The sequence below is a fragment of the Mesorhizobium sp. B2-4-14 genome, from assembly GCF_006442155.1.
Taxonomy (GTDB): domain Bacteria; phylum Pseudomonadota; class Alphaproteobacteria; order Rhizobiales; family Rhizobiaceae; genus Mesorhizobium.
On the sequence record NZ_VFVA01000005.1, the window covers coordinates 201,378 to 220,803 of the forward strand.

At 63.1% G+C, this 19,426-nt stretch carries 22 protein-coding genes, 1 tRNA gene and 2 pseudogenes; 14 read left to right on the forward strand and 11 right to left on the reverse strand.

Translation table 11 applies throughout. The annotated features are described in order from the left end of the window. The first annotated feature begins 30 nt into the window (after positions 1 to 30). The gene (locus FJ938_RS07145; protein WP_246671575.1) at positions 31 to 2,094 is read left to right on the forward strand and encodes an EAL domain-containing protein; all 2,064 of its coding nucleotides are present in this window, start codon (positions 31 to 33) and stop codon (positions 2,092 to 2,094) included. A gap of 100 nt (positions 2,095 to 2,194) precedes the next feature. Here the strand turns inward: FJ938_RS07145 and FJ938_RS07150 are convergent, their stop codons facing one another. Then, positions 2,195 to 2,653, reverse strand: coding sequence for an Lrp/AsnC family transcriptional regulator (locus tag FJ938_RS07150; RefSeq protein ID WP_140611709.1), 459 nt, complete (start codon positions 2,651 to 2,653; stop codon positions 2,195 to 2,197). A 170-nt stretch (positions 2,654 to 2,823) separates the two neighbouring features. Here FJ938_RS07150 and FJ938_RS07155 point away from each other — a divergent pair, with 170 nt between their 5' ends. After that, entirely contained in the window at positions 2,824 to 3,558 is a 735-nt protein-coding gene (locus tag FJ938_RS07155) for an AzlC family ABC transporter permease (protein ID WP_140611711.1), read from the forward strand. Continuing rightward, positions 3,555 to 3,854: an AzlD family protein gene (locus tag FJ938_RS07160; protein WP_140611713.1), complete on the forward strand. Its 300-nt coding sequence runs from the start codon at positions 3,555 to 3,557 to the stop codon at positions 3,852 to 3,854. Before FJ938_RS07155 ends, FJ938_RS07160 begins: the two co-directional genes overlap by 4 nt. A 30-nt stretch (positions 3,855 to 3,884) precedes the next feature. Here FJ938_RS07160 and FJ938_RS07165 read toward each other — a convergent pair. Then, a pseudogene (locus FJ938_RS07165) lies at positions 3,885 to 4,313 on the reverse strand (IS630 family transposase); the annotation flags it as partial. Positions 4,314 to 4,491: 178 nt separating this feature from the next. On the opposite strand from FJ938_RS07165, the gene FJ938_RS07170 reads away from it, so the two are divergent. Together FJ938_RS07170 and FJ938_RS07175 are read left to right on the forward strand one after the other, a co-directional pair. After that, on the forward strand, positions 4,492 to 5,163 hold the full coding sequence (locus FJ938_RS07170; protein ID WP_140611717.1) for a DUF1236 domain-containing protein: 672 nt from the start codon (positions 4,492 to 4,494) through the stop codon (positions 5,161 to 5,163). A 141-nt stretch (positions 5,164 to 5,304) separates the two neighbouring features. Beyond that, a pseudogene (locus FJ938_RS07175) lies at positions 5,305 to 5,428 on the forward strand (IS630 family transposase); the annotation flags it as partial. Between the two features lie 96 nt (positions 5,429 to 5,524). Here FJ938_RS07175 and FJ938_RS07180 read toward each other — a convergent pair. From FJ938_RS07180 to FJ938_RS07190, 3 genes are all read right to left on the reverse strand, one after another. Then, positions 5,525 to 5,818 (reverse strand): type II toxin-antitoxin system RelE/ParE family toxin, encoded by a 294-nt coding sequence (locus FJ938_RS07180; RefSeq protein ID WP_140611719.1) that lies wholly within the window; start codon positions 5,816 to 5,818, stop codon positions 5,525 to 5,527. A 2-nt stretch (positions 5,819 to 5,820) separates the two neighbouring features. Beyond that, positions 5,821 to 6,060 carry a CopG family ribbon-helix-helix protein gene (locus tag FJ938_RS07185; RefSeq protein ID WP_140611721.1) on the reverse strand — a complete coding sequence of 80 codons (240 nt, stop codon included), beginning with the start codon at positions 6,058 to 6,060 and terminating at the stop codon, positions 5,821 to 5,823. Positions 6,061 to 6,249: 189 nt separating this feature from the next. Next, a complete protein-coding gene (locus FJ938_RS07190) occupies positions 6,250 to 6,885 on the reverse strand; it encodes an FMN-dependent NADH-azoreductase (RefSeq protein WP_140692423.1) in 636 nt (211 codons plus the stop codon). A gap of 108 nt (positions 6,886 to 6,993) precedes the next feature. On the opposite strand from FJ938_RS07190, the gene FJ938_RS07195 reads away from it, so the two are divergent. Then, positions 6,994 to 7,947: a LysR family transcriptional regulator gene (locus FJ938_RS07195; RefSeq protein ID WP_140611751.1), complete on the forward strand. Its 954-nt coding sequence runs from the start codon at positions 6,994 to 6,996 to the stop codon at positions 7,945 to 7,947. A gap of 101 nt (positions 7,948 to 8,048) precedes the next feature. Here FJ938_RS07195 and FJ938_RS07200 read toward each other — a convergent pair whose 3' ends face one another. Then, the gene (locus FJ938_RS07200) at positions 8,049 to 8,642 is read right to left on the reverse strand and encodes a TetR/AcrR family transcriptional regulator (RefSeq protein WP_140611725.1); all 594 of its coding nucleotides are present in this window, start codon (positions 8,640 to 8,642) and stop codon (positions 8,049 to 8,051) included. A 66-nt stretch (positions 8,643 to 8,708) separates the two neighbouring features. On the opposite strand from FJ938_RS07200, the gene FJ938_RS07205 reads away from it, so the two are divergent. Beyond that, a complete protein-coding gene (locus FJ938_RS07205; RefSeq protein ID WP_140611727.1) occupies positions 8,709 to 9,134 on the forward strand; it encodes a VOC family protein in 426 nt (141 codons plus the stop codon). Between the two features lie 9 nt (positions 9,135 to 9,143). Here the strand turns inward: FJ938_RS07205 and FJ938_RS07210 are convergent, their stop codons facing one another. Continuing rightward, a complete protein-coding gene (locus FJ938_RS07210) occupies positions 9,144 to 10,094 on the reverse strand; it encodes a trypsin-like peptidase domain-containing protein (RefSeq protein ID WP_140692425.1) in 951 nt (316 codons plus the stop codon). Positions 10,095 to 10,262: 168 nt separating this feature from the next. Here FJ938_RS07210 and FJ938_RS07215 point away from each other — a divergent pair, with 168 nt between their 5' ends. Both FJ938_RS07215 and FJ938_RS07220 read left to right on the forward strand, forming a co-directional pair. After that, positions 10,263 to 11,135 (forward strand): S1C family serine protease, encoded by an 873-nt coding sequence (locus FJ938_RS07215; protein WP_140692428.1) that lies wholly within the window; start codon positions 10,263 to 10,265, stop codon positions 11,133 to 11,135. A gap of 8 nt (positions 11,136 to 11,143) precedes the next feature. Continuing rightward, the gene (locus FJ938_RS07220) at positions 11,144 to 11,776 is read left to right on the forward strand and encodes a helix-turn-helix transcriptional regulator (RefSeq protein WP_140692431.1); all 633 of its coding nucleotides are present in this window, start codon (positions 11,144 to 11,146) and stop codon (positions 11,774 to 11,776) included. An 8-nt stretch (positions 11,777 to 11,784) separates the two neighbouring features. Here the strand turns inward: FJ938_RS07220 and FJ938_RS07225 are convergent, their stop codons facing one another. Both FJ938_RS07225 and FJ938_RS07230 read right to left on the reverse strand, forming a co-directional pair. Continuing rightward, entirely contained in the window at positions 11,785 to 12,174 is a 390-nt protein-coding gene (locus FJ938_RS07225; RefSeq protein WP_140692433.1) for a type II toxin-antitoxin system VapC family toxin, read from the reverse strand. Continuing rightward, positions 12,171 to 12,437: a type II toxin-antitoxin system VapB family antitoxin gene (locus FJ938_RS07230; RefSeq protein WP_140692436.1), complete on the reverse strand. Its 267-nt coding sequence runs from the start codon at positions 12,435 to 12,437 to the stop codon at positions 12,171 to 12,173. Before FJ938_RS07230 ends, FJ938_RS07225 begins: the two co-directional genes overlap by 4 nt. 177 nt (positions 12,438 to 12,614) lie before the next feature. Here FJ938_RS07230 and FJ938_RS07235 point away from each other — a divergent pair, with 177 nt between their 5' ends. After that, positions 12,615 to 13,481: an NAD(P)-dependent oxidoreductase gene (locus FJ938_RS07235; protein ID WP_140692438.1), complete on the forward strand. Its 867-nt coding sequence runs from the start codon at positions 12,615 to 12,617 to the stop codon at positions 13,479 to 13,481. A gap of 337 nt (positions 13,482 to 13,818) precedes the next feature. On the opposite strand, the gene FJ938_RS07240 is transcribed toward FJ938_RS07235, so the two are convergent. Next, positions 13,819 to 16,044, reverse strand: coding sequence for an OmpA family protein (locus FJ938_RS07240; RefSeq protein WP_140692440.1), 2,226 nt, complete (start codon positions 16,042 to 16,044; stop codon positions 13,819 to 13,821). 199 nt (positions 16,045 to 16,243) lie between these two features. On the opposite strand from FJ938_RS07240, the gene FJ938_RS07245 reads away from it, so the two are divergent. Both FJ938_RS07245 and FJ938_RS07250 read left to right on the forward strand, forming a co-directional pair. Next, positions 16,244 to 16,690 carry a YcgN family cysteine cluster protein gene (locus tag FJ938_RS07245; RefSeq protein ID WP_140692496.1) on the forward strand — a complete coding sequence of 149 codons (447 nt, stop codon included), beginning with the start codon at positions 16,244 to 16,246 and terminating at the stop codon, positions 16,688 to 16,690. A 202-nt stretch (positions 16,691 to 16,892) separates the two neighbouring features. Next, positions 16,893 to 17,249 (forward strand): hypothetical protein, encoded by a 357-nt coding sequence (locus tag FJ938_RS07250; RefSeq protein WP_140692443.1) that lies wholly within the window; start codon positions 16,893 to 16,895, stop codon positions 17,247 to 17,249. Positions 17,250 to 17,394: 145 nt separating this feature from the next. Here the strand turns inward: FJ938_RS07250 and FJ938_RS07255 are convergent, their stop codons facing one another. Further along, positions 17,395 to 18,105: an SIMPL domain-containing protein gene (locus tag FJ938_RS07255; protein WP_140692446.1), complete on the reverse strand. Its 711-nt coding sequence runs from the start codon at positions 18,103 to 18,105 to the stop codon at positions 17,395 to 17,397. A gap of 135 nt (positions 18,106 to 18,240) precedes the next feature. Between FJ938_RS07255 and FJ938_RS07260 the strand changes: the two genes are divergently transcribed. Both FJ938_RS07260 and FJ938_RS07265 read left to right on the forward strand, forming a co-directional pair. Then, a tRNA-Ile gene (locus FJ938_RS07260) sits at positions 18,241 to 18,316 on the forward strand. A gap of 483 nt (positions 18,317 to 18,799) precedes the next feature. Beyond that, a complete protein-coding gene (locus FJ938_RS07265) occupies positions 18,800 to 19,426 on the forward strand; it encodes a hypothetical protein (RefSeq protein WP_140692498.1) in 627 nt (208 codons plus the stop codon).

Consider the following 19,426-nt stretch of genomic DNA (forward strand, 5'->3'; position numbering starts at 1 on the left):
AACATGTCGCACCCAAGGAGTCGGTCTGCGTTGGGGGCAGAAGCTGCAAAAGAATTCGGATCGCGAAATCCCCTTCAGCCGGGATTTGTGAATGAGCGCGTGTCATCCCGAGTGGCCGATGCGGTGGATTCGGAACCGCACGATCCGCGCCAGGAGTTGGGGGCGGCCGAACTTCGTATCCTTTACCGCAAGGAAGCTGAAGCAACGCGAAGAGTGGAAGCCAGGCCAGGGCTTTGGATCGCCGTTGCCATCTATCTGCTGTTTTCGGCAATGGATCTGCTGCTCATTCCAGACGTGGCAGCCTACACGATCGAGGCGCGCTTTGCGGTCGGATTGGCAGCACTTTTGACCTTGGAGGCGCAGCTTCGCCGGGGAGTCGGAGCAGAATGGCTTGATGTAACTTGCGCTGCGGCCATTATATTTGGCTACCTTGGTTGGTTATGTCCAACGATTTTGTCCGCAGAGAAAGAGAGCGTTTCTTATTATATGGTCTTCGGCACCATTTTCATGATGGGCGCAAACCTTTTCTTTACATTTCGATTTAAGCTGTCTATTGTAACTTCCGCTATAATATTGTTCCTACTGTTCATTGTTAATTATTTCGTTCCTTCTACTCCGACGTACAAGCTAATATTAGCTATTTTCTATATTTCATGCTTCACGTTCACCTCATATGTGAACTGGAAGCTGAACGAAGAGCGTTACAACGTCTTCCTGAATGCCCTGGAAGCCAAAATTCAGCACAGGGAGGCCACCGAGCGCGGCAAGGCGCTGCTCAGGCTGTCGCGGACGGATCCGCTTACAGGTCTGGAGAACCGGCGGGCGATCGACGAGAAGCTGCGGGACTACTGGAGCGACTGGCAGAAGCTTGGCGCAGGTTTTGCTGCGATCCTGATCGACGTGGACTTCTTCAAGAAGTTCAACGACTGCTACGGCCATCAGGAGGGCGACTGTTGCCTGATCCATGTCGCCAACGCCCTCAGCGATCTGATCAAGGGCTATGATGGTTCGATCGGGCGCTATGGCGGTGAAGAATTCATCGTCCTGGCGCGCATGGACAAGAAGGACCAGGTCGCGGATCTCGCGGAAGCCATTTGCCGCACGGTGGAGAACTTGGCGCTTACCCACGAACTGCGGCGGGACGGTATTTCGATCGTGACGGCGAGCGTTGGCGCTGCCTTCACCAGGAAGCAGTCCGGCGCCAAGCTGGAGAAGATCATCCACGAGGCGGATCGCGCGCTCTATCTGGCAAAGGCCAGCGGCCGAAACTGTGCCCGGCTGTTCGATCCAACCGATCCCCAGAGCAGCGACGAGAGCGAGAATCTTGCGGCTTTGCTGAAGATCGCGATCGGCCAGGATCTGGTTTCGCTCGTCTATCAACCTATCCAGGATGTCAAATCGGGAAGGCTCGAGGCCGTGGAGGCGCTGATGCGCCTCAAAATGCTGGACGGCACCCTGGTTCCGCCGAGCCTGTTCATTCCCGTCGCGGAACGCACTGGCGCGATCCTGGAACTCGGGCGCTGGGCAATAAGGACCGTGTGCACCGAGCTTCTGGCTGGCGATCACGTCCGTGTCGTCAGCGTCAACGTCTCGCCGATCCAGCTCAAAACGCCCGGCTTCGCTGCATCGGTCGCGACCATCCTGGGCGAGACCGGCGTAACCGGCAACAGGCTGGCCTTCGAAATCACCGAAGGGCTGGAAATGGAGATGCACTCGGACATCCTGCGGTGCATCAGCGACCTGAAGCTGTTGGGCATCAAGATATGGCTTGATGATTTCGGGACCGGTTTCGCCGGCCTTTCGTGGCTTCGTCTGATCGATTTCGATACGGTGAAGATCGATCGTTCGTTCCTTCACGACTGCGCCACGCCCAAGGGCATGGCCATGCTGCAGGACATCATCGCCCTGGTCCGAAATCGCGGCCACAAGATCCTGGTCGAAGGGGTGGAAACCGAACAGCAGATGGGCCTCATGCGCGAATACGGCATAGACAAGGTCCAGGGCTTTCATGTTGGTCGCCCCATTCCGGCAGCGAATTTCCAGGCAAAGCGGGCCATCCAGAAACGCGCATTTCCGGTTCTCAAGTCCGCGTAGCGACAGGCCAGGCGGTGGCGTCATGCCACCGCATTCCTCAACCTGGCACTCGATCCGTCCTACAATCTCGGCCGCTCGGGGCTGCTCTTGCAAGCGCTCGTCAGATCGGCAGTTCCAGCGTGTATTTGATCGTCTGGCTGGGGACGTCGGTCTTGACGTTCTGGACGCCCCTGATGCGGCTCAGATGCTCCGACTGGAAGCGGCGGTAGTCGTCGATGCTGGCCGCCACCACGCGCACCATGGCGTCGCAGTCGCCCAGCATCAGATAGCATTCCATGACCTGGGGCAGCCTGGCCACCTCGGTGGCGAAATGCTCGATCGTGTCCTCGTCCTGCGCCTTCAGCCAGATGCGGGTGAAGAAGGTGAGGCCCTTGCCGATGCTGGCCGGGTTGAGCACGGCGACATAGCGATCGATGACGCCGGCTTCCTCCAGGAGTTTTACGCGGCGCAGGCAAGGCGAGGGCGACAGGCCGACCTCATTGGCCAGGTCGTTGTTGGCCATGCGGCCGTCTCGCTGCAACGCGCGCAGGATGCGTTTGTCGATGTCGTCAAGCTTCATGGCGTTGAATTCCATTTTCTTTCTGGTTTGCAGCATTCAATGCCGAAATCGGGTGAGAAACAACGATCTTCGCGACCAAATTGCGCAGAAGTGTGGGTATGTTTGGCGCCGGTATCACGAGAGTTCAAACCCAGGGAAGCGGCGGCCGCGAGGCCGGCCGGTGGCAAGGCATGAGCATTTCGCAGACAATCGAAACAGCGGGCGATGGCTCGGGATCGGAACTCCGCCGGGGCGTTGCATCCTGCGCGCCTGTGCTGTTGGGCACCATCCCCTATGCGCTGGTGCTTGGTGCCCAGGCCACCCAGAAAGGATTGAGCACGGTCGAGTTGTCCATGATGACGGGGCTGAATTTCGCCGGCGGATCGGAATTCGCGGCGATCCAGTTGTGGACGTCGCCGCCGCACATCCTGCTCATCGTCGCCATCACCTTCCTGGTCAACAGCCGCCACCTGCTGATGGGAGCGGCCCTGGCGCCGTTCCTGCGCGACCTGCCGCGGCGCGAGGTGTTCCCGGCGTTGTTCTTCATGTGCGACGAAAGCTGGGCGCTGTGCCTGGCCGACGCCAAGCAACGTGCCGCCGCCGGGATCAGGCCGGCCTTCAGCCCGCGCTACTATATGGGCGCGGCGCTGGCGATGTATGTGACCTGGGTGGCCTTCACCACGCTCGGCGCCTTGCTCGGTCCGATGCTTGACCATATCGAGACCTACGGCTTCGACATGGCTTTCCCGGCCGTCTTCCTGGTGCTGATGCGCGGCATGTGGAAGGGTATGAAAGCGGCGCGGCCCTGGCTGGTGAGCCTCGTAGTGGCCGCACTTGTCTATCTCTTCATTCCCGGCGCCTGGTATGTCGCGGCGGGCGCGGTGTCGGGGCTGATTGCCGCCTGGCTGATGGCCGTTGATGCATGATCGACATGACGACCCTTCTCACCATCGTGCTGATGGCCGGCGTCACCTATCTCACGCGGATTGGCGGCTATGTCGTGCTGCGCAACCGCGTGCTCGGCGCCCGTGCCACGGCGGTGATGGAGGCAGCACCCGGCTGCGTGCTGATTTCGGTCATCGCACCAGCCTTTGTGTCACGAAATCCGGCCGATCTCCTGGCGCTGGCCATCACCTTGGTCGCCGCGACGCGGCTCTCCATGCTGCCGACCGTGTTGATCGGAGTGGTGGCGGCGGGGCTGCTGAGGCATTTCATTGGATAGAAAGGCAGCTGCCGGTTTGAGCAGACCTGATCACTCTGGCTCGTAACCTGCGGCGCTGAAGTAGTTGGTGCATTCCTCGGCGGTGAAGCGGGGCAGCGCGTCGCGGATAGTGTCCCAGAGCTCGGGGATGTTGCGGGCGGCGGCTTTCCTGAGGATCGACTTCAGCTTCGAGAAGGCATTTTCGATCGGGTTAAGGTCGGGGCTATAAGGTGGCAGGAAGAGCATTCGCGCGCCGGCCGCTTCGATCGTTTGGCGGGCGGCGGTGACTTTGTGAGCGGGCAGGTTGTCGAGGGTGACGATGTCACCAGTTCGAAGCGTAGGCGCCAGTACCTGCTTGGCATAAGCGGTGAACCATTCCCCCGTCATCGGTCCGTCGAGGACCATCGGCGCAGTCATGCCCGTCAGGCGCAATGCGCCTGTAAAAGTGGTCGTTTTCCAGTGCCCATGCGTCGAAGTCCAGGGACAGCGGCGCTGTTGTCTTCAGCCACGCGGAAAACTAGCAGCATCTCTCTCGGCCTATCCACCAAGTTCGCGAGAAACGGGAACAATTAATGAAAAACGCACGGAATTTTAGCCGGAACGCACACGGTTCTTCCTCGTTTTGGCTCTGAGGGAACCATGAAACGGAGAGAGAACGATGAAAAGGCTTTTGTTACCCGTTATAACAGGCGCGCTTGTTGCCCTGTCTGGCGCAGCTTTTGCCGACACTCCCGTATCCGCCGCTACCAACCTTAACGTTCGAGCTGGGCCGGGCTCGCAGTATCCGGTCATCGGCGTGCTGCGGGCGGGCCAGACGGCCACACTGAACGGCTGCCTGCAAAACTCGAAATGGTGCACCATCGCCGAGGCCGGTGGTCAAGGCTGGGTCTATTCCGACTACGTCACCGCAGAATTCGGCGGCAATCGGGTGGTCTTAACCGAGCGGCCGGCCGATTCCGGCATCGCGGTTGTGAAACCTCCTCGCGATCAAGGCGGTAATGCCGGAGCCATCGCCGGCGGCGCTACCGGAGCAATCGCCGGCGCTATCATTGGAGGACCAGTTGGCGCTGCTGTGGGCGGCGCGGCTGGGGTCGTCGGCGGCGGTGCAGCCGGCACCGTGATCAATCCGCCGGAACAGGTGCGCACTTACATCAGCGCGCATCGGGTCAAGCCTGTTTACCTTCAAGGCAAGGTTGTGACCGGCGCGACCCTGCCTGACACGGTGGCCCTACAGAAGATCCCGAACTACCGGTACCGATATGTCTATGTGAACAACCGCCCGGTGCTGGTTGAGCCATCGACGCGCCGCATCGTCTATGTGGCACGCTGAAGCGCCGATCGGTAATGGATACCGACCGTCGGGCGAGCTGCCCGGCGGTCAAGCCGAGGCGGGCTGTTGACCACAACACAATTGGCGCGGCTGTAGATAGCAATCGCCGTTCACCGTAATAAACCAATCTGATTGACGGCACTGGAGGCAGCGCTCAGCGAGGAGCCGCGCTCCGGGAGGCGCGCAGCTTTCCGGCAAGGAGGAGGCCTTGCTGGTGGCCACCGCCTGCTCCAGCCCGCCGCCGGGCCGCAGTCGCTGGACGGTGGACGACGACAGTTCGCCGAAGCGATGACGGCCTCGCGCGACTCACGCGAGGCCGTCATCGCTCAGATTTCAGTTCCCTCGGCCAGCATTAGCTAGTTCACAGGGTCTGCGGCCACTGTTGGGCGGCGTGTAGGACTGTCAGTATCTCAACGGTATCTCTACCTACGCGATAAGGGACGATATAGGGAATATCGACCAAAACGAGTTCTCGCGTCGATTTGATACGCCCAACGCGCCCCATGGCCGGCTGCTCGGCGAGCAGCTCCGCCGCCGACAAGATGCGCGCAATGACACGAGCGGCCGCTTCGGGGCTGTCCTTTTCAATGTGCGCGCCGATTTCGTCAAGCCGGCGTAAGGACCGCTTGGTCCAGCGGATTGTCCTGCGGCTCATCGTCAGCCGGTGGGTTTGACGTATTTCGCAATCACGGCGGCCAACTCTTGCTCGTTGGCAAATTCACCGCGCTCGGCCTCGGCCAATCCCGCCTCTATCTCCGCGAGCTGCCATTCCTGGCGAGCTACAAAGTCCTCAATGGCCTGGGCTGCCATATAGGAGCGCGAGCGATCGAGCTTTTCGGCAAGCCGGTCGAGCCTGTTTGTCGTGTCGTCGGAAAGGCGTACTGTAAAAGCGGTCATAGTTGCGATTCACCCTGGTTCACTGTGATTATTTGTGAACCAAGGTGAATGGTCAAGGTTGCCATATCCTAAGAGCGCGGTCGCTTACTGTTTTCGCGCTGCCGGGGCATCGGCAAGCAGCAAGGCCGTTATTGGACGGCGAAAAAGCAGGCGCGAACGCCTGTTTTTCGGTTCAGATGGCGAGGTGCCTTACGCAGCCGCGGCGACCTGCTGGCTGGCGGCCACCACCGCGTCGACCTTGGCGGTCGCCTTGGCGAGAGCAGCGGTCACCGCGTCAGGGCCCATGCCGACGCCTTCGATGCGGATGACGTCGACATCGGTCATGCCGATGAAGCCGAGCACGGAGCGCAGGTAGGGGATCGCGTGGTCCATCTGCACGGCAGCACCTTCGGAATAGATGCCGCCGGAAGCCAGCACGATATAGACCTTCTTGCCGGTGACGAGGCCCTTGGGACCATTCTCGCCATAGGCAAAGCTCTTGCCGGAACGGGCGACGTGGTCGACCCAGGACTTCAGCGTCGAGGAGATGTTGAAGTTGATGAAGCCAGTGGCCAGGATCACCGTGTCTGCGGCGAACAGTTCGTCCAGCGCCGCGTCGGAAACGCCGACGACTTCAGCCTGGCGCGGGGTGCGGGCTTCGGCCGGCGTGTAGATGCCGGTCGAATAGTCGGCGTCGATGTGCGGCAGCGGGTTGGCGACGAGGTCGCGCACGACGAGCGTGTTCGACGGATCCGCGGCAAGCAGCTTTTCCGCGAATTCGGTGGCGATGCGGGTCGAGTGCGAGGCGGCGCCGCGCGGGCTTGAGGTAACGAGAAGAATGGACATAGCGGGTTTCTCCAGTGGGATGAATTGTCCCGCCAGATATGGGGCTATCAACCAATCAAATAAACTGGTATATTTCATATACGATCCATCCATAAAATGGATACGATGATGCAGCCCAACCCGACGCTCGACCAGCTTCAGATCCTTGTCGCCGTTGCCGAAACCGGGAGTTTCTCGGCTGCCGGCCGCAAGCTCAACCGGGCGCAATCCGTCATCAGCTACGGCATCGCCAATCTCGAGGCGCAGCTTGGGCTGAAGCTGTTCGAACGCGAGGGCACGCGTGAGCCACAACTGACCGAGATCGGCCGGGCGACGCTGGAGGATGCAAGGCGCATGATCGGCATGCTGCAGCGCATTCGCTCCCGGGTAGACGGGCACCATCACGGGCTGGAGGCCGAGGTGGCGTTGTCGGTCGACGTGGCGTTGCCGTCTCCGGTGCTGGTGCGGGTGCTCAAGGCGTTCGAGGCGCAGTTCCCCGCGGTGATGCTGCGCCTGCATATCGGCTCGCTCGGCCTTATTCCCGACTACGTCGTCAATGGACAGGCCGATCTCGGCATCGGCGGTCTTCTGGGCGACGTCGACGTGCATCTCGTGCGCATCGGCTTCATGTCCATGGTGCCGGCCGCGGCACCCAACCATCCGCTGGCGCTGCTGCCGAAGCCGGTGGCGCTCGAGGATGTGCGCGAACACACGCAACTCGTCGTCATCGACCAGTCCGAGCGCACCAAGGGGCGCGACTACGGTGTCTTCGCCTACCGCACCTGGCGCCTGACTGACATGCGCACCAAGCACACGCTGATGCGCGCGGGGCTGGGCTGGGGCGGTCTGCCGCGATGGCTGATCGCCGAGGATCTGGCCAATGGCCGGCTGGTTGAGCTCGATCTCGAACCCTACAGGGAGGTGAGTTCGCCGCTTTATGCCATGCATCGCGTCGACCGCAGCCCGAAGCCGGCGGCGGCCTGGCTGATCGACCAGTTCAAGCGACAGCTGGGCTGCTTCAACGAATTCGAGCCGGGCGAGGTGCCGGAGGATGAGCCCGAGATTGGCAACGCGCAGAGTTGAGGTTCGTCTTCTTTGACGGAAGCGCGACATCTCGCCGTGTCGGGGCCAGCACCCACCCGGACCTGCGGTCCGACCTTCCCATTAAGGGAGGTTGTTTCCCGTCAGGCCCGGGACAGACCGTCGATCAGCGCCAGAAGGACGACCCGGTAGTCCTTGTCGGATCCACCCGCCTCGATGGCGAGAGCCGCCCGGTCAAAGGCCGAGGCGAGCAGGGCGGTAAGCGCCTCCACCGGCAGCGTCTTCATGGATCGCTCGCGCATTGCCGCGACCAGGCCTTCGCGCAGCGAACGGCTGCCGTGACGGTCGTCGATCGCATCCATCTCGGCACGGCCGAGCACGGCCGGCCCGTCAAGCAGCAAGAGCCGTGTGCGGCCGGACACGCGCATGGCGGCGAGATAGGCATCCGAACCCGCGATCAACGCATCGCGGGCGCTGAGCGAGGACGGTGATGCCCGGTCGATCTCCTCGGCCACCGCCTGCGCCTCCTGCTCGACCACGGCGGCAAACAGCGCCTGTTTGTCGGCGAAGTGATGATAGAGCGCGCCGCGCGTCACACCGGCGGCGGCGACGATCTCCGGCGTGCCGGTCTCGGCATAGGATTTTTCCGTAAACAGCCTTCGCGCCGCCGCGATGAGATCGCCGCGTGTCGCTTCGGTGCGGTCGCGGTTGGAGCGGCGTCCGGATTCCTGTTGCATACATACAGCCTGTATGTTATTTGCGTTTACCTGCAAACTGTATGTTAATCGACAGGAGAGCGAAAGATGAAGATGTCAAGCTATTACCCCGTGCTGATGACCGGCGACGTCGCCGGTACAGCCGCCTTCTATGTCGAGCACTTTGATTTCCAGCCGCTGTTTACGAGCGACTGGTACGTGCATCTGCAATCGGTCGACAGCAAGCGCGTCAATCTCGGCATCGTCCAGGGCGACCATGAGACGATCCCGCAGGAGGGACGGGGCCGCGCCTCGGGCCTGCTGATCAATTTCGAGGTCGCGGATCCCGACGCCGCTTATGCGCGCGCCACCGCCGCCGGACTGCCGATCCTGCGTTCCCTGTGCGACGAGCCCTTCGGCCAACGCCATTTCATCACCACGGACCCCAATGGGGTGCTGATCGATGTCATCAAGCCGATCCCGCCCAGCGAGGAATTTCTGGCGCGGTACGCGCAGGGTGCGGCCGGGGGTTGAGCGACAGTCTCAGCTTGCCCGCGCCACCGGCGTCACCATCACCTGGCTGACGCCCGTGCGGCGCACCACCGTGCACAGCGTCTCGCGGCCGATGCGCTCGGCGTCGAGTATGCGCACGAGATCGTCGACGCCGGTGACTGGGCGCCCGTCAATGGCGGCGATGATGTCGCCTTCCTTGAGACCCGCTTCGGCCGCCGGGCCGTTCTTCTCGACGGTGCGAAGCCGTACCGCCGTGCTGGTCGAGACTTGCGACAGAAGGGCCGCCCGGCGCGGCAAATTGGTGGTGTCGGCCGAGATGCCGATGAAGGCGCGCCGCACGCGGCCGAAGCGGATGATCTCCGAGATGACGAAATTGGCGGTGTTGGAGGCGACCGCGAAGGCGATGCCTTGCGCGCCATGGATCATGGCGGTGTTGACGCCGATGACCTCGCCGGCCGACGACACCAGCGGCCCGCCGGAATTGCCGGGATTGAGCGCGGCATCGGTCTGGATCACGTCGTCAATCAGCCGGCCGGTCGAAGCGCGCATCGAGCGGCCGAGCGCCGAGACGACGCCCGAGGTGACGGTCCACTCGAAACCCAGCGGGTTGCCGATGGCAATGGCGATCTGGCCGCGCCGCAGCCGCTTGGAATCGCCCAGCGGCGCCACATCGGCGAAGCTGCCGTCGGCACGCACCAGCGCGATGTCGGTGTCGGGATCGCGGCCAAGCACGCGACCCTCCCTGGAGGCGCCGTCGGGCATCGAGACGCGCACCGTTTTGGCATCGCCAACGACATGGAAATTGGTGACGACCAGCCCGTCCGGCGCAATGACGAAGCCCGATCCATGGCCACCCTGGCCGCCGATGCGCTCGATGCGGCAGACAGCCGGGCCGATGCGGTCGACAGCGTCGGCGACCGTCATCGAATAGGCATCGAGCAGTGTTTCATCGGTTTCGAATTTCCGGGCGGCAAGGGCCATGAACGGGCTCCGTGTTTTCAGGCTTTTTCGTAACTATATGTGCGGAGCAGCCCGACCGGCCGCGACCTGACCAGATGGCCAGTCGAACCGACAACTAGCCGTCAGGCGAGTATCTCCGGACGCACCGCCGAGCGATATCTGGGGCATGAGAAAACCCAGGAGATCATTATGAGCGACTTCAATCTGAATGCATTTTCCGAGGCCATCGCCGATCTCGCCGCCAAGGCGGCGCCCGCTACGGCAAGCTTCGCCACGCATCATCACCGCACGGCAAGCGCCTTCCATTGGGGCGACGGTTATTTCGTCACCGCCGAGGAGGCCGTCGAGGCCGGCGAGGAGATCGAACTGACATTGGCCTCGGGCGGGACGGTGAAGGCCGAACTCGTCGGCCGCGATCCCTCCACGGGGGTTGCCCTGCTGAAGCCCGCGGATGCGGTCAGCGCGCCTGTGCTTGTCAAGGCAGATCTGGTCCGGCCGGGCAATGTCGCCATTGCCATCGGCAGCAGCCAGGGTTCGGCACTGGCCGTATCCGGCTCGGTCGGCGAAGTCGGCCCGGCCTGGCGCTCGATGCGCGGCGGCACCATCGATCGACGCATCCATCTGGCCGTCGGCGCCGGCGGCCGCTTCGAGGGTGGCCCGGTGCTGGACGCCAAGGGGGCGCTCATCGGCATGCTTCTGTTCGGGCCGCGCGGCCGTGCGCTGGTCATGCCTTACGAGACGATCGAACGGGCGGTGGCGACGCTGCGCGAGAAAGGCCATGTCGCGCGCGGCTACCTCGGTGCCGGCCTGCATCCCGTGCGCGACCGCGATGCGCGCGGCGCGATGGTGATGAGCCTCGATGACAATGGTCCGGCCAAGGGCGCCGGCCTGTCGCTGGGCGACATCATCGTGGCCTGGAACGGCGAGGCCGTGCATGGTCCGCGCGAACTGATCCGCAGGCTCGGGCCCGACAGCGCCGGCGCATCGGTGACGCTCGGCGTGGTGCGTGGCGGCGAACAGCGCGATGTCCAGCTCACCATCGGCGAAAAGCCACTTTCCTGAGAGGCCAGATGGATATGCTCGCCAGCGAACGGATCATGACCGACAGCGCCGCCTCGCGGCGGCTGGTGGTGCTGATTGCGCTTGGCGATGCGGCCCGCGCCGAGCGCCTGGCGGCCTCGCTTGCCACCAGCGATGACCTGCTGCCGGTCGTGACCGGCGGCGGCAGGGCCGACGTTGCCATCGTCGATGACAGGAGCGGTGATACCGTGCCGGTTTCAATTCCACGGGTGCTGCTGTCGGGACGTGCCGGCGGCGAGCGGCCGGCCGGCGAGGTGTTTGCCGTCATGCCCGCGGGCGCGGACGATCTGCTGATTGCCGCGGCGGCACGGCTGGCGACAGCCGGATATCGCGTCTCGGGCGGTGGCGGCGGGCGCCATGAGGATTTCCACGCAAGCGAGGGCCAGTCTTTCGAGGACGAAGCCTCCGACGAGCATGCCGTACGCCCAACGCTGTCGCCGCGCGAGGCGGAAGTGCTGGCGCTGCTGGCCGAAGGCGCGCCCAACAAAGTGATCGCCCGGCGGCTCAACATTTCCGTGCACACGGCGAAATTCCATGTCGCCGCGATCCTGATCAAGCTCGGCGCGGCCAATCGCACCGACGCCATCGCCATCGCGATGCGGCAGGGGCTGGTGCTGGTCTAACGCCTCAGTCAGATGGCGGGTTCGATATCGGTCAGTCGAAAATCATTGCCCTTGAACAATAACGGCATGGCCTCGAGCCGAGCTGCGGCATAGGCGATGCAGTCGCCGAAATTAAGCGCGGCCGGATGTCTGCCCTTGCCATAGCGCAGGAAGGCTTGACGGGCTACCGCCGCATGGTCCGCCGTGAACGGGATCGTATCGATCGAAGCCGCGCTCAGGAAGGCGTCAAGACGATCGGCTATCTCGTCCTGCCGGCCGCCGACCAGCACCATCGTCGTCTCAAGCAGCGTTGGCGCCGCGATCAGCCGTCTCCCGGCGTTGGTGATGGCGCGCACAAATTGATCATGGCTAGGTTCGGCGCGCAGAACCGCGACGAGCGCCGATGAATCGACGATCATCGCGTCGGAATTCCAAGTTCATCGTAACCGAGGATCTCATCTTCGGTCATCGCATTCTCGCGTCTTGGAATCTTGCCGGCCTTGTCGGCGATCGCCATCAGGCGCTGGAAGAGACTATCGGGTTCGTCACGCGGCACCAGCCGCTCGCGGGCAACCTCGCGCTCGAGACTCTGGCGGATCGCCTCAGTCACAGACACCCGACGCCGGCGCGCCAACTCGCGCGCCAGTTGTTCGACTTCCAGGTTCTTGATCGACAATGCCATTCTATAATCTACCTCAGTGTATAGAATATATACCATGAGGCCGCGGCATCCAACAGGCGTTTGGCGATACCGCCCTCCGTTGCGTCATCATCCTTTGGGAGGCCAAGCTCTTGTATCCGGAGCCGCCACGGGCAAGGATCGCGCCGACGAAAAGGATTGCAGGGAAGCGGAGAGAAAATGTCGCTCAAGGGAAAGACGCTGTTCATCTCCGGCGGGTCGCGCGGCATCGGGCTGGCGGTCGCGTTGCGCGCCGCGCGCGACGGCGCCAATGTGACGATCGCCGCCAAGACCGCCGAGCCGCACCCGAAGCTGCCGGGCACCATCTTTACCGCGGCTGAAGAAATCGAGCAGGCCGGCGGCAGGGCGCTGCCGGTGCTGTGCGACATCCGCGAGGAGGCGCAGGTGGCCGAGGCGGTTGCCAGGACAGTGGAGAAATTCGGCGGCATCAATATCTGCGTCAACAATGCCAGCGCCATCCAGCTTACGGGTACGCTGGAAACCGACATGAAGCGCTACGACCTGATGCATCAGATCAACACGCGCGGCACGTTCCTGGTCTCCAAAATGTGCATTCCGCACCTGAAGTTGGCTGAAAACCCTCACATCCTGAATCTGGCGCCGCCGCTCGACATGAAGGCCAAGTGGTTCAAGAACCATGTCGCCTACACCATGGCCAAGTTCGGCATGTCGATGTGCACGCTGGGCATGAGTGCCGAGTTCGCCAGGGACGGCATCGCGGTGAATTCGCTGTGGCCGATCTCAACCATCGACACGGCGGCGGTGCGCAATCTCCTGGGAGGCGACACAGTGGCGGCGATGAGCCGTTCGCCCGACATCATGGCCGATGCAGCGCATGCGATCTTCCTGCGGCCCTCACGCGAGACATCGGGCAATTTCTACATCGACGAGGAGGTGCTGCGGGCCGAAGGCGTGACGGATTTTTCGGCCTACGCGCCGGGCGCGACCGGACCGCTGGCCGGCGACTTCTTCGTGCCGGACGAGGTGTTTGCGCATTCGGATACGAAGGTGAAAAGCATTTATTGAGGGAAATCGCGCGCCGGCAGCGCTGCCTTCATCCAATTCCGTCACCGTCTGTACAGCGGCGGTGAGAACGGCCTGGCTCACTCCGTCAAAGCAAAACCCCGCCGGCGAGGGGACCGGCGGGGCTCAATGCGTCCCGCTGGAGTCGGGACGGGGCAGGGAACGCCCGGTCCAGAATTTGGGGTTTGCCCCGCTCCGATTCAATGAGGCGGCTCTTATGCCGCTACAAAACTTCTTTTGCGCGAGGGACCTGAACTCTGGCCCACCCCGGTTCGCCGGGGTGGGGTCTTTCTTGTCAATCTGAGTCCAGGTGCTGTCTCAAGCCCTGGAAACAGCTGAACTATTGATTGTTGCTCGCCACCGGCGCCACCAGCGAGGTGATGCGGCGAATGGCGACGCGCCGGTTCTCGCGATTGGGCGCCGAGGTGTTGACCTTCAGATACTCCTCGCCATAGCCCTGTGTCGTCAGGTTCTCCGGTGGGATGCCGAAGGCATTGGTCAGCGCTTCGGCGACCGCTTCGGCGCGGCGATCCGACAGAGCGAGGTTCGCCTCGGGCGTGCCGACGGCGTCGGTGTGGCCTTCGATCAGGAAGGTCTCGGCCGGGTTCTTCTTCAACAGCTTCTCCATGGCGTCGGCGACGCCCTGGAGCTTCTGCACCTCGGTGTCGGAGATCGAGGACGAGCCGAATTCGAAGTTCAGCGTGTCGAGGTCGATGCGCCGGGCAATATCACGCACGCGGGCCGACCGCTTGACTTCGTTGATCGAATAGAGGCGCTGCACCTTCTCCACCGGCGGTTGCTCGAGGAAGGTGTAGTAGTCGTCCGGACTTTGGACATCCTCGGAATCGAGGATGTAATCGCGGCGCGGGATGGTCAGCCGCATCGGCGGCAGGTCATCGCCGGGATCGCGCCAGTCGTTTTCATCCTCATAGCTCCTCTCGTCGACATAGCTCAGCACATATTCGTGGCCGTCGGGCGTGATGCGCGACCGCTGCAGGATGTCGCCGTAGTGGTTGCGGATGGTGACGATCCGGATGCCATTGTCTCGCTCGACCGTCTCTCGGGTGCGGCCTTGCGGCAGGTCCTCGTAATAGACATCCCTGGCGCCGCGGGTCAGGCGCGGGCGATCATTGTGCTGGACGAACGTCTGGTCGTTGAGCTGGATGATGACCCGGTCGCCGATCTCCTTGAGCACATCGACGCCCTTGGGCCGGCGGCGGTCGCGGATGTTCTCGTCGGGTGCGCGATCGAGGCGCTTGCCCTTCTCCTGCGTCACCGGGACGATCTTCTCGGTCCTGATCTCCTGCTGAGCGGCCTTGTCGTCGGTTGGAGGCGGTCCCTGGTCGACCGGAGCGACTGCGGGCTTCTGCCCCTGCTCGGTGCCTTGCTGGGCATTCTGGCCACCATTCTGCTGCCCGCCATTCTGGTTGGCGGGCTTTCTGCCGCCCTTGCGCTCGGCATCCTTCTGGCTGTCGAGAATGGGAGCGGCGTTCTTGTCGGCGGGCGCCTCGCCCTGCACGGGGTTTTCGCCCTGGGCAGGCGCGGCCTTGCCGCCGGTGGCGGGCTGTTCAGCCGTCGCCGGCTGTTGTTTCCCGGTCTGCGGCTGTTCGCCGGTGGCAGGCTGCTCGCCGGTCGCCGGTTGCTCGCCTACCGGTTTCCTGCCGTTCCTCTTCGTCTCGTCCTGCGGCTGTTCGCCTTGGGCGGGAGCCTGGCCGGCAGGAGCCTGCTCGGCCTTCGGCGCCGGCTGCTCAGCCGGGGCTTCCTTGTTGGTCGGCAAAGGTGTGGCTTCCGGCGTCGGTTGGTTCGTCCCAGCCGGTTTCCTGTGCTTGTCCGGCTTCTGCCCGGGTTCGGCGGCCGGTGCCTGCTCGGCGGGCGCAGCCTCGATCTGCTGGTCCTGCTTGCGCTTCTTGCGCGGGTTCTCGACCGGCTGGTTGTCATTGGCGGGTGCCGCCTGACCAGCGGGCGCCTGCTCGGTCTGTTGCTGCTGCTGCTGGTCGCGCTTCTTCTTGCGCGGCTGCTGCTCCTCGGTGGCGGGAGCGGTTTCAGCGGCGGGCGCCTGCTGGGTCTGCTGCTGCTGCTGGTCGCGCTTCTTCCTGCGCGGCTGCTGCTCCTCGGTTGCGGGAGCAGTTTCAGCGGCGGGAGCCTGCTGGGTCTGCTGCTGCTGCTGCTGCTGGTCGCGCTTCTTCCTGCGTGGCTGCTGCTCCTCGGTCGCAGGAGCGGCCTCAGCGGCGGGAGCCTGCTGGGTCTGTTGCTGTTGCTGGTCGCGCTTCTTCTTGCGCGGCTGCTGCTCCTCGGTCGCGGGGGCGGCCTGGCTGGCGGGCGCCTGTTCGGTCTGTTGCTGCTCACGCTTCTTGCGCTCGGGTTTCTGATCTCCTTGCTGCTTCTGTGCGCAGGCTTCGGCTGATTCGCCCTCGGCACACGCCGCCTGGGCCAGGATGATTGGCAGGGCGCCGCGTTGCATGGAGCCGAACGCAGCACTTCCCTGCAGCGGGGATGCGCCTAACGGCGCGGATGCCATCAACAGGCCAAGTGCGGTGCCTGCCAGAATCCGTGGTTGGCGTTTCATTGAAAATTCTCCTTGTGGGGTCCCATCCTTGCCGAAAACCGATTTTAACGAAATTGGTTCCAGCCGCCCATGGGTAGGGGCCGTACAGGGCGATTGGCCGGCCTTTTGGAGGCAACTTCGTGTCATTCGGCTGGGGTGTAGCCCCATTGCGGCCATTGCGATGCTTGACCTTGGCGATTGCTGGGGCCACATCCCCGGGATGGAAACACCGTTCTGGAAAACAAAGACGCTGGAGGCGATGAGCCCGGCCGAGTGGGAATCGCTCTGCGACGGTTGCGGCAAATGCTGCCTGTCGAAGCTCGAGGACGAGGATACGGGCGAAATCTACTGGACCAGCGTCGGCTGCCGGCTGTTCGATGCGCGGACTTGCCGCTGCGCCGACTACGCCAACCGGCTGGCGCGCGTTCCCGATTGCGTCGGCCTGACGCCGCAGAACGTGCGTACCATCAGCTGGCTGCCCAGCACATGCGCCTACAGGCTGGTTGCCGAGGGCCGCGATCTCTACTGGTGGCACCGTCTGGTGTCGGGCAGTGCCGAGACCGTGCATGAGGCCGGCATCTCGATGCGCGGCCGGGTCAAGGCGAGCGAAACCGACCTCGCCGAGCCGGAGGATTATTTTGACTATATGCTCGACGACGAGCCCTGAGGCTGGCGTCGGCAAGGCGCGCCGGAACCACGCAGGGCAGGCCGTTTGAGGCGCATTGTTCGAAAACCGGCGGAGGTTTCCTTTCCCGCCACATGAACCGCAGATGAACGGCGGGTTCGTAAATAGTTCAGACAGGCGAGTGCATTCTCCCACCATCGGTTTCACGAGGACGGGCATTAGCCCGCAACAAGGAGAGAGAACCATGAACACCACGATCAAGACGGCGGCCCTTTCGGCGCTGGTCGGGCTCGCCACGCTGGCCGCCATCCCCGCCCATGCCGACAGCCTCTATCTTGGTTTCGGCAACAACCAGGATCCGCGGTTCGGCGTCTATGCCGGCGACGACGGCTATCGCTACCGCCGTGACGAACGCCGTGACGATTGGCGCCGCGGCTGTTCGCCCGAACGTGCCCTCGACAAGGCCGACCGCATGGGACTGCGCCGTGCCCGCATCGTCGACGTCAACCGTCGCACGGTCAAGGTCATGGGCCGTCAGTACGGCGACCGCGTCGTCATCGTGTTCGCCAATGAGCGCGGTTGCCCCGTCATCGATCGCTGAAGCCTCTGGTAGCAGAGCCCCTTTCTCATCGGACGGGTGTGGCTCGACAAACCCCGCGGGAGCGATCCCGCGGGGTTTTTCGCATCGGCCGTGGATCATCCGTCGTGGTCAGCGCCGGCGATGGAGACCGTTGCTTCCGTCGCCGTTACTTCAGTTCAAAGGTGACGGTGACCTGGACGTTGTAGGAATTCTCGCCGGCCTGCACCGGAGCCGCGCCGGCCGCGGCATCGAAAGCCTTGGCGTTGATCGGCATCGGCATCGGCCTGATGTTCTGATCGGTGATTTCAAGCACCCGGCCGAGGCTGACGCCGGCGGCCTCGGCCAGCGTCTTGGCCTTGGCCATGGCGTCGGCGACCGCTTTCTTGCGGGCCTCGCTGACGGTGGCCGACGGGTTGTCGTTGGTGAAGGCGATGCCGCCGCCCTGGTTGACGCCGAGCGAAACCGCCTTGTCGAGGATATCGCCCGTCTTATCGACGTCGCGCACGCGCACCGAAAGCGTGTTGGTGACCTGGTAAGCGACGAGCTCGGCCTCCTGGCTGCCGTCCGGCTTGTTGGTGTAGTTGTAGCGCGGATTGATCTGGATGCCGGCGGTCTGCAGGTCGCGATCCTTGATATCGGCCGCCTTCATCGCCGCGATCACCGCGGCCATGGCGTCGTTGTTGGCATCGAGCGCCGCGCGCGCGGTCTTGGCTTCGCGCATCACGCTGAGCGTCAGCACCACCAGATCGGGAGCGACGGTTGCCTCGCCTTCGCCGGACACGATGATGCGGGGCGGCGTCGGCAAATCGGCGGCTCCAGCCATCGCCGGAAAAGCGATTGCAGCGGCGAGCGCGAGAGGCAAAAGGTGTCTGGTCATGAAAATCTCCTTGGTCCGCGATCCTGTCGCGGATGCTCAACTAGGGCGCGAATATGGGCTGATTTGGGCGATCTGTGAAAGCCCGCAGGGAAAGCCTTGTGCCGTCGAAGGAAAAACATTAATCCAGCCCGCGTGGGGCCTGTAGCTCAATGGTTAGAGCCGGCGGCTCATAACCGCTTGGTTGGGGGTTCGAGTCCCTCCGGGCCCACCATAACTATTGATTTCTTTCTTGAAAATTGCCGTTGGCCCATAACGTTGTGGGCCCATTATGGGCCCGCACAACGGGGCAAACTCGCTTTGTTCCTGCAAAACTGTACGAGAGGGCGATGCCAGCGATCAGAACGAATACCCTCGCATTGGCACCTGACCATGTGGCGCGGATGAGAAGCCGGGTACCGACCAGCCTGCAAGCTGCCGACCGGACCCAAATGCCAGACGTATCCGACCGACGTGATCGGAACACCGTCCGCGTCATGCGCATTGCGACACCGGCGACGAAGCCGACAACGGTAAGAACGCCGCCGCCAGAGAATTTGGTCCGAAGGGCGGCAGGAAGCGCGCCGCCAATATGTCACCGGCGCGCTGAGAAGGCGGCGCCAAGCTTTGGGGAAAAGTTGCATAGCGCTTGCGTGTTAAGAATTTTTACCATACCGTAGGGGAAGATTCGTTAACACGGAGAACCGTTGTGCCTGAAATGCCCAAAATGGTTCCGACCCGTATCCTTAGGGAGGACTGGCAAGTTCTGCCCCGCCTTGAAGAGCTTCAGCTTGATAAGGCCAAGCTCTTGAACATACGCGCTACGGCAGTCGGCGCGGCAGCCGATACCACGCCTTACCATCCCGCGAACACGGCCGGCACTCTGTCCTATCACTTCGGCACTTTCGCTCTCAGGAATGAGTTTGTCGGCAAGGTCTGGGTGCTTGATCGCACCAACGGCGTCGAGACCATTAAGAACGAGGCCAAGCGCATCAAAATAGTCTTCGCCAATGTGGACATTGCTTGCAACGACGACCACCCGCCCAAGCCGCGTTCTACCAAAGGTGCCGGCGCCGAGCGTCTGTGCGTCGGCAACGATCTGTTCGGCGGTCTCCCGCACTATGCCCCCGCCGTCGCCGAGGCCGGCTGGACCGTCTACTACTTGATGGTGGCCCCTAACGGGGCAGTGGAACTCAGCTGCCCGCTCCTTAAGAACGGCACTTTCCAACACTTTGTGGAGCGCCTTTACCTCTCTGACGGCAGCGACCTCCACAAAGAGCCGAAGTTGTCGCTTGACGACGATGACGCCGCCGATTTCGATCCGCAGGTTGCTCGTAAGAAATAA

What these genes read in the sequence shown, in the direction of transcription:
- FJ938_RS07215 (WP_140692428.1), top strand. Translation starts at nt 10,263, where the DNA reads ATGAGCGACTTCAATCTGAATGCATTTTCCGAGGCCATCGCCGATCTC.
- FJ938_RS07185 (WP_140611721.1), bottom strand. Translation starts at nt 6,060, where the DNA reads ATGACCGCTTTTACAGTACGCCTTTCCGACGACACGACAAACAGGCTC.
- FJ938_RS07180 (WP_140611719.1), bottom strand. Translation starts at nt 5,818, where the DNA reads ATGAGCCGCAGGACAATCCGCTGGACCAAGCGGTCCTTACGCCGGCTT.
- FJ938_RS07245 (WP_140692496.1), top strand. Translation starts at nt 16,244, where the DNA reads ATGGAAACACCGTTCTGGAAAACAAAGACGCTGGAGGCGATGAGCCCG.
- FJ938_RS07210 (WP_140692425.1), bottom strand. Translation starts at nt 10,094, where the DNA reads ATGGCCCTTGCCGCCCGGAAATTCGAAACCGATGAAACACTGCTCGAT.
- FJ938_RS07265 (WP_140692498.1), top strand. Translation starts at nt 18,800, where the DNA reads ATGCCCAAAATGGTTCCGACCCGTATCCTTAGGGAGGACTGGCAAGTT.
- FJ938_RS07235 (WP_140692438.1), top strand. Translation starts at nt 12,615, where the DNA reads ATGTCGCTCAAGGGAAAGACGCTGTTCATCTCCGGCGGGTCGCGCGGC.
- FJ938_RS07190 (WP_140692423.1), bottom strand. Translation starts at nt 6,885, where the DNA reads ATGTCCATTCTTCTCGTTACCTCAAGCCCGCGCGGCGCCGCCTCGCAC.
- FJ938_RS07170 (WP_140611717.1), top strand. Translation starts at nt 4,492, where the DNA reads ATGAAAAGGCTTTTGTTACCCGTTATAACAGGCGCGCTTGTTGCCCTG.
- FJ938_RS07150 (WP_140611709.1), bottom strand. Translation starts at nt 2,653, where the DNA reads ATGAAGCTTGACGACATCGACAAACGCATCCTGCGCGCGTTGCAGCGA.
- FJ938_RS07200 (WP_140611725.1), bottom strand. Translation starts at nt 8,642, where the DNA reads ATGCAACAGGAATCCGGACGCCGCTCCAACCGCGACCGCACCGAAGCG.
- FJ938_RS07225 (WP_140692433.1), bottom strand. Translation starts at nt 12,174, where the DNA reads ATGATCGTCGATTCATCGGCGCTCGTCGCGGTTCTGCGCGCCGAACCT.
- FJ938_RS07230 (WP_140692436.1), bottom strand. Translation starts at nt 12,437, where the DNA reads ATGGCATTGTCGATCAAGAACCTGGAAGTCGAACAACTGGCGCGCGAG.
- FJ938_RS07155 (WP_140611711.1), top strand. Translation starts at nt 2,824, where the DNA reads ATGAGCATTTCGCAGACAATCGAAACAGCGGGCGATGGCTCGGGATCG.
- FJ938_RS07195 (WP_140611751.1), top strand. Translation starts at nt 6,994, where the DNA reads ATGCAGCCCAACCCGACGCTCGACCAGCTTCAGATCCTTGTCGCCGTT.
- FJ938_RS07240 (WP_140692440.1), bottom strand. Translation starts at nt 16,044, where the DNA reads ATGAAACGCCAACCACGGATTCTGGCAGGCACCGCACTTGGCCTGTTG.
- FJ938_RS07250 (WP_140692443.1), top strand. Translation starts at nt 16,893, where the DNA reads ATGAACACCACGATCAAGACGGCGGCCCTTTCGGCGCTGGTCGGGCTC.
- FJ938_RS07255 (WP_140692446.1), bottom strand. Translation starts at nt 18,105, where the DNA reads ATGACCAGACACCTTTTGCCTCTCGCGCTCGCCGCTGCAATCGCTTTT.
- FJ938_RS07160 (WP_140611713.1), top strand. Translation starts at nt 3,555, where the DNA reads ATGATCGACATGACGACCCTTCTCACCATCGTGCTGATGGCCGGCGTC.
- FJ938_RS07205 (WP_140611727.1), top strand. Translation starts at nt 8,709, where the DNA reads ATGAAGATGTCAAGCTATTACCCCGTGCTGATGACCGGCGACGTCGCC.
- FJ938_RS07220 (WP_140692431.1), top strand. Translation starts at nt 11,144, where the DNA reads ATGGATATGCTCGCCAGCGAACGGATCATGACCGACAGCGCCGCCTCG.